The following is a 6,397-nucleotide window of genomic DNA, read 5'->3' on the forward strand; positions in this document are numbered from 1 at the left end:
CGGCAGCTGGATGGCGTTCAGTCCCAGCCGGCGCTGGCGGGGACGGTGTAGGGGCCGGCCTGGAAGGCGGTGATGCGGCCGGTGGTGTCGGCGAGACCGGTGCAAGGGCTGATGGCACCGTCGGTGCGGTGGTAAAGCGGGCCGAGGTCGCTCCGTTCTCGCGCCGGCGGTGGTCAGGGGACCAGGACGAGCCGGCCGCGCAGGCCGCCGTCGGCCAGTCGGCGGTGGGCGTCGGCGGCCCGGGCCAGCGGGTGGGTGGCGGCGACCCGGAGGGTGAGCCGGCCCGCGGCGGCGAGGGCGGACAGCTCGGCGAGCGCCGGGCCGTCGGCGGCGATCCAGACGGTGGCGACCCGGATGCCGCGCAGGCCCTGGGGCGCGCCCCCGGACACGGTGACGAAGCTGCCCCGGTTGCGGACGGCGCCGAGTGCGACCACCCCGAGCAGGGCGGCGTCCAGGGCGCCGTCCACCCCGCCCGGGACGAGCGCCCGGACGGCGGCGGCCGGATCGGCGGTACCGCGCGGCACGAACCACTCGGCCCCCAGACCCCGGACCAGCGCCTCGTCCGCCGCACCGGCCAGGGCCACGACCCGCAGGCCGCGCAGGGCGGCGAGTTCGACGGCGAAGCCGCCCACCGCGCCGGCCGCGCCGGTCACCAGCAGCGAGGCGCCGGCCGGGAGGCCGAGCAGGTCCAGTGCCTGGTCGGCGGTCAGTCCGTTCAACGGCAGCGTCGCCGCCTCGACCGCCGGCACCCCCGCCGGGGCCGGGGCGAGCGCCGAGGCGTCCAGCACCACGTACTCGGCGTAGGTGCCGAGCGGGACGTCCAGACGGTCGCGCAGACCGATCACCGGGTCGCCCGGGCCGAAGCCGGACACTCCCGGGCCCACCCGGTCGACCGTGCCCGCCACGTCCCAGCCCAGCCCGGTCACCTCGCGCGGTGCCATCAGCCCCGCCGCCACCAGGGCCCCGGAGCGGGTCACGGCGTCCACCGGATTGACCCCGGCGGCGGACACCCGGACCCGCACCTGGCCAGGGCCGGCCTCGGGGACGGGCACCTCGACCAGCTCCAGGGCTTCCGGACCGGCATGGCTGCGGACGACGACGGCGCGCACGGGGCACTCCTCGGGGAGGGGACGGCGGGACCCGGCGGTCCCGGGGCGATCGGACTTGCCAACGGCACCCACGCTAGGGAGAGTTGCTCTCCGGTCGGAAGCACGCACCGCGAAGTGCGTACCGTACGGGGAGGGAAGCCCATGGCCACCATGACCGCCGCCCAGCGCCGCTCGGCCGAGCGCGCGAGCTTCGACGCCTACCTCGCGCAGTGCCCGGCGCGGCAACTGCTCGACCGGATCGGCGACAAGTGGGTCAGCCTCCTCGTCAACGCGCTGGCCGACGGCCCGCAGCGGTACAGCGAGCTGCGCCGCCGACTGGCCGGGGTCAGCGAGAAGATGCTCACCCAGACCCTGCGCGCCCTGGAGCGGGACGGCCTGCTCACCCGCACCGTCACGCCCTCGGTGCCCGCCCGGGTCGACTACGCGCTGACGCCGCTGGGGACCGGACTGCTGCCGGTGGTGCGGGCGATCAAGGCCTGGGCGGAGGAGAACATGCCCGAGGTGCTCGCCGCCCGGGACGCCTACGACACCCGGCCGGACGGACGCGGCGCGGGGGGCTGAGGGCCCGGCCGGCCCGAGGGCGGGCGGAGCGCCTCGTCGAGGCGGACCGCGAGAGTGTCCCAGGGGCGGCAGTCGACCACCGGGAGGCCGTACCGGTCCGCCTGCTCGGCGAGCCAGTGCGAGTACCGGGCGCCGACCTCGGCCCGCCGCACCTGCGGGCCGCACCCGGGCTCGCGGGCGGCGTAGTTGGCGGTGATCCGGGCCGCGTCCGGCTCGTGCAGGAACACCGCCCGGACGCGGCGCCCGGCCGCCCGCCCCGCCTCGACGGCCCGGGCGGCGGCGGCCGGGGTGAGGTAGTCGCCCTCGACGACGGCGGGCACGTCCACCGTCAGGCGGTTGCGGACGACACCGAGGACGGCGGGCTCCAGCGCCCCGGCGGTCGCGATCTGCAGCTCCAACTCCTGCTCCGCTGTGCGGGGTTCGGCAGGGTCAGGGCTGTCGAAGTGGTGCAGCCCCGGGTGCTGGGCGGCTGTGGTGATCTCCTGGACGGCGCTGACCACGTCGTCGAACTCCACCACGAACGCGCCCGTCTCCCGGGCCAGTCGCGCGGCTGCCCGGCTCTTCCCGATGCCCGAGGCTCCGCCGATCAGCACGATGTCCCACCACAAGGTCGTCATGCGGCGGACCGTATCGCGGGCCGAGGGGCGGGATCACCCGCATTCCACCGGGCCGGTGCGGCGGCGGGCCGGCCCGGCCGCATGGCGGCGGTGCCCGGCGGGCTCGGGCGGCGTCCACTAGCGTGGGGTGGATGACAGGCAGTGAGCACACCGTGCTGATCGTCCTGCGGGGCAACAGCGGATCCGGCAAGTCGAGCATCGCGGCCGCGCTGCGGGCCCGGTGCGGGCGGGGGAGGCTCGCGCTGGTCGGCCAGGAGAACCTGCGCCGGACCGTGCTGCAGGAGCGGGACACGGACGGTTGCGCCTCGATCGGCCTGATCGACACCGTCGCCCGCTACGCCCTCGACCACGGCTTCCACGTCGTCGTCGAAGGCATCCTGACCGCCGCGCGGTACGGCCCGATGCTCGGGCGGCTGGCCGCGGACCACCGCGGCCGCACCCTGCTGTACTACCTCGACGTCGACCTGGCGGAGACTCTGCGCCGGCACTCGCTGCGGCCGCAGGCCGCCGAGTTCGGCTCCGAGGAGATGACCGGCTGGTACGTCGGGGGCGATCTGCTGCCCGGTGGTGCGGAGCGGGTCGTCGGCGAGGACAGCACCCTGGAGCAGACCGTGGCGCGGATCCTGGCGGACGCCGGTCTGACGCCGCCGGCGTCCGGAGCCGGCGAGCCCTGAGCTGCCGATTCCTGAGCTGCTGATTCCTCAGCTGCCGAGCCGTGGGCCGTCGGAGTTCTGGCCCGTCGGGGCTTCCCGGGGAGGGCGGGCGGATCCTCGTCACGCCTCGGTGGACTTCGGGGGGTGGTCCAGGCGGTACTGCCAGCTGGTCAGCAGGCCCTCCAGGGCCGTGGCCTCCTGGGGAGTGAGCAGCTCCAGCAGGCGGTGCTCGTTGCGCATGTGGGCGGTGAACGCCTCGTCGATCAATCGCCGGCCGGCCGGGGTGAGTGCGACGACGCGCCCGCGCCCGTCCTCGTCGCTGCGACGGCGGGTGACCAGCCCGGCCCGCTCCAGGCGGTCGATCCGCTTCGTCATGGCGCCGGTGGTGACCATCGTGTGGGCGGCGAGTACGCCGGGGGCCCGTTCGAAGGGGGTGCCGGCGCGGCGCAGCGCGGCGAGCACGTCGAACTCGCCCTCGCCGAGGCCGTAGCGGGCGTACACCAGGCCGAGCTCGTCGGTGAGGCGGGCGGCGAGGCGGTGCAGCCGGCCGATCACCGCCTGCGGCGAGACATCGAGGTCGGGCCGCTCCCGCCGCCATTCGGCCTGGATGGCGGCCACGTGGTCCGGGGCTCCGGGCGGTGGTCCGAGCGGGTCGCGCTGCTGTTCCATGGCGCCATCCTAGCGGGATAGCTTCCTGGGAAGTTAATATTGCTTCCATGGAAGCGAATATTCGGTGGATCCTGGTGACCGCCGTCGCGCCGGTCGCCTGGGGTACCAACTACTACGTCACCCGCGAGTTCCTCCCGGCGGACCGCCCGCTCTGGGGTGCCGCCCTGCGGGCCCTGCCGGCCGGCCTGATCCTGCTCGCCCTCGCCCGGCGGTTGCCGCGCGGGGCCTGGTGGTGGCGCTCGGCGGTGCTCGGACTGCTCACCACAGGAGTCTTCTTCGTCCTGCTCTACGTCGCCTCGCAACTGCTCGCCACCAGCGTCGCCTCGACCGTCATGGCGGCCTCCCCGCTGGCGATGATGCTGATCGCCTGGGCCCTGGTGGCCGAGCGGCCGGCCCGCGCGCACCTGGTCGGCGCGCTGGTGGGGCTGGGCGGGGTCGGGCTGATGGTGCTCGGCCGGGCGGGTGCGGTGAGCCCGGCCGGGTTGGCCGCCTCGATGGCCGCCATGCTGGTCTCCTCCTTCGGATACGTCCTCGCCGGCCGTTGGCGCGACGGTGCGGACGTCCTGGCCTCGACCTCCTGGCAGCTGATCGCGGGCGGCCTCGTCCTGCTCCCGGTGGCCGCGGTTGCCGAGGGGGCGCCGCCGGTGCCCGCCCTGGCGGAGCTGCTGGCGTTCGGGTACGTCGCCGTGCTGGCCACGGCGCTGGCGTTCGTCGCGTGGTTCGCCGGTCTGCGGCGCCTGCCGGCCGGGACGGTCGGCCAGGTCGGCCTGCTCAACCCGATCACCGGTGTCCTGCTCGGTACGGCGGTGGCGGGAGAGGAACTGGGGCCGGTCCAGGCGGGCGGGTTGCTGCTGGTGCTGGTGGGTGTGCTGCTCGGGCGGCCGCGTGCGGCGGGGCGGCGTGCGGAACGCCCGCGGCCGGGGGCGCCGGTGGAGGGGGTCGAGACGGTCGAGACGGTCGAGGGTGGGGCCTGCCGGGGTGCGGGGCGCGGGGCGGGCGGGGCGTTCCGGGCCCGGCGACGTGGGTGAGCCGGCTCAGCTGGTTCACCCCGGCGGCCGGGTGCGGCAGACCCGTTCTGACCTGCGCGTCCTGCCCCGCCCGGGGTGGTCCGGCGGGCTACCGTGGCCGGGCGGCCGCACCCGGGTCACGGCGGGTGCGACGGACGGAGGGACATGCAGTTCGACGAGCAGGGGGACCTCGACACCTCGCAGGTGGACGACCGGCGCGGCCGCCCGGGTGGCCGGGTCGCCATCGGCGGTGGCGCGGCGGGCCTGCTGATCGCGCTGGTCGCGGTGCTCTTCGGGGTCGACCCGAGCCTGCTCGGTCTCTCCGAGGGAGGCGGACCCGGTGCGGACGCGCGCCCCAGTACCGCCGGCGAGGTGCAGCAGGTCTGCCGGAGCGGCGCGGACGCGAACCGCCGTCAGGACTGCCGGATCGTCGCCGTCACCAACAGCCTCCAGGAGTACTGGCGGGGCGAACTGCCCCGGCACGGCACGCCCTACCGCCCCGCCGAGACGGTCCTGTTCACCGACCGCGTCTCCACCGCCTGTGGCGCGGCGACGTCCGCCGTCGGCCCGTTCTACTGTCCGGGCGATCGTCAGGCCTACTTCGACCTCGGCTTCTTCGACGAGCTCTCCACCCGCTTCGGCGCCCGCGGCGGCCCCTTCGCCGAGGCGTACGTGGTGGCCCATGAGTACGGGCACCACATCCAGAACCTCACCGGCACGACCCAGCGGGTCGGCGGGGACCGGCAGGGCCAAAACAGCGCCTCGGTGAAGCTCGAACTCCAGGCGGACTGCTACGCGGGGGTCTGGGCGCACCACGCCACCACCACCCCGCAGGCCTCCACCGGCCGGCCGCTGATCAGCACCCTCACCGACCAGGACATCGCCCAGGGTCTGGACGCCGCGGCCGCCGTCGGCGACGACCGGATCCAGAAGCAGGCGACCGGCCGGATCGACCCGGAGGTCTGGACGCACGGCTCCTCGGCGCAGCGCCAGGCCTGGTTCACCGCCGGCTACCGTACGGGCTCGATGAGCGACTGCGACACCTTCGCGACCCCGCGCTGACCCTGTTCGGACTTCACGCCGACCGGTACCGGTATCGGTATCGGGGCTGGTCCGAAGCTGCTCGGTGCGTGTCGTCCCGCGCGCCCCGCCGCCCGCCACACCCTGTCATCCGTCAGGGACCGTTGCCGCCGCACCGCTCCTACGCTGCTGATCAGTGGCCGGATCACTCACCGCCGGCCCCGCGACCCCAGAGGGAGAACCACATGCGCAGGATCCTGCACGCCGCCGCCGCGCTCGCCCTGGCGACCGCCGCCGTCACCACCCTGGGTGCCACCGGCGCCCAGGCCGCCGGCAGCTGGGACGGCTGCCCGTCCGGAGCGGTCTGCATCTACGGGGAGGGCGCCCCCACCTCCACCCCGCCGACCGATGTCTTCTACAGCTACGGAGCCCACAACCTGAGCAACAAGACGGGCTGGCACTGGGTCCTCAACAACCAGACCGGTGGCGCCCACGCCCGCCTGTGCCTCGGTTACAACGGCACCAACTGCAACTACGACATGGCCGCCCAGAACGGCGTCTGGGCCGACCTGGGCCCGGTCAACTCCATCACCCTCGACCGCCCCTGAGCTCCGCCGGCTCCGATCCGCCGAGGATGCGGTGGTGGGGGGCGGGGCCGGGGGGCGCCCCCCCCCCCCCCGCCGGGCGGGGGCCCCCCCCCCCCCCCCGCGCCCCCCCCCCCCCCCGGGGGGGGGGGGGGGGGGGGGGGGGGGGAGGGGGGG

Annotated in this window: 8 protein-coding genes; 5 read left to right on the plus strand and 3 right to left on the minus strand. The window is 75.6% G+C overall.

All coding sequences use genetic code 11. From position 1 onward, the window contains the following. Positions 1 to 173: 173 nt before the first annotated feature. Positions 174 to 1,109: an NADP-dependent oxidoreductase gene (locus ACZ34W_RS35970; protein ID WP_465610315.1), complete on the minus strand. Its 936-nt coding sequence runs from the start codon at positions 1,107 to 1,109 to the stop codon at positions 174 to 176. 141 nt (positions 1,110 to 1,250) lie between these two features. On the opposite strand from ACZ34W_RS35970, the gene ACZ34W_RS35975 reads away from it, so the two are divergent. Then, on the plus strand, positions 1,251 to 1,670 hold the full coding sequence (locus ACZ34W_RS35975; RefSeq protein WP_465610317.1) for a winged helix-turn-helix transcriptional regulator: 420 nt from the start codon (positions 1,251 to 1,253) through the stop codon (positions 1,668 to 1,670). Here the strand turns inward: ACZ34W_RS35975 and ACZ34W_RS35980 are convergent. Next, positions 1,631 to 2,287, minus strand: a complete 657-nt coding sequence (locus ACZ34W_RS35980) for an AAA family ATPase (protein ID WP_465610319.1) — start codon at positions 2,285 to 2,287, stop codon at positions 1,631 to 1,633. The genes ACZ34W_RS35975 and ACZ34W_RS35980 overlap by 40 nt on opposite strands. Positions 2,288 to 2,418: 131 nt before the next feature. On the opposite strand from ACZ34W_RS35980, the gene ACZ34W_RS35985 reads away from it, so the two are divergent. Continuing rightward, a complete protein-coding gene (locus tag ACZ34W_RS35985) occupies positions 2,419 to 2,961 on the plus strand; it encodes an AAA family ATPase (RefSeq protein ID WP_465610321.1) in 543 nt (180 codons plus the stop codon). Between the two features lie 99 nt (positions 2,962 to 3,060). On the opposite strand, the gene ACZ34W_RS35990 is transcribed toward ACZ34W_RS35985, so the two are convergent. After that, positions 3,061 to 3,609, minus strand: a complete 549-nt coding sequence (locus ACZ34W_RS35990) for a MarR family winged helix-turn-helix transcriptional regulator (RefSeq protein WP_465610323.1) — start codon at positions 3,607 to 3,609, stop codon at positions 3,061 to 3,063. A 47-nt stretch (positions 3,610 to 3,656) separates the two neighbouring features. Between ACZ34W_RS35990 and ACZ34W_RS35995 the strand changes: the two genes are divergently transcribed. The 3 genes from ACZ34W_RS35995 to ACZ34W_RS36005 all read left to right on the plus strand — a co-directional run bounded on the left by ACZ34W_RS35995 (position 3,657) and on the right by ACZ34W_RS36005 (position 6,244). After that, complete coding sequence (locus tag ACZ34W_RS35995; RefSeq protein WP_465610325.1) at positions 3,657 to 4,637, plus strand: EamA family transporter; 981 nt, start codon at positions 3,657 to 3,659, stop codon at positions 4,635 to 4,637. Positions 4,638 to 4,781: 144 nt separating this feature from the next. Then, positions 4,782 to 5,678, plus strand: a complete 897-nt coding sequence (gene ypfJ / locus ACZ34W_RS36000; protein ID WP_396487626.1) for a KPN_02809 family neutral zinc metallopeptidase — start codon at positions 4,782 to 4,784, stop codon at positions 5,676 to 5,678. Between the two features lie 203 nt (positions 5,679 to 5,881). Continuing rightward, positions 5,882 to 6,244 carry a hypothetical protein gene (locus ACZ34W_RS36005; protein ID WP_329491235.1) on the plus strand — a complete coding sequence of 121 codons (363 nt, stop codon included), beginning with the start codon at positions 5,882 to 5,884 and terminating at the stop codon, positions 6,242 to 6,244. Positions 6,245 to 6,397: the final 153 nt, after the last annotated feature.

This window comes from Kitasatospora sp. NPDC022856 (genome assembly GCF_055561235.1).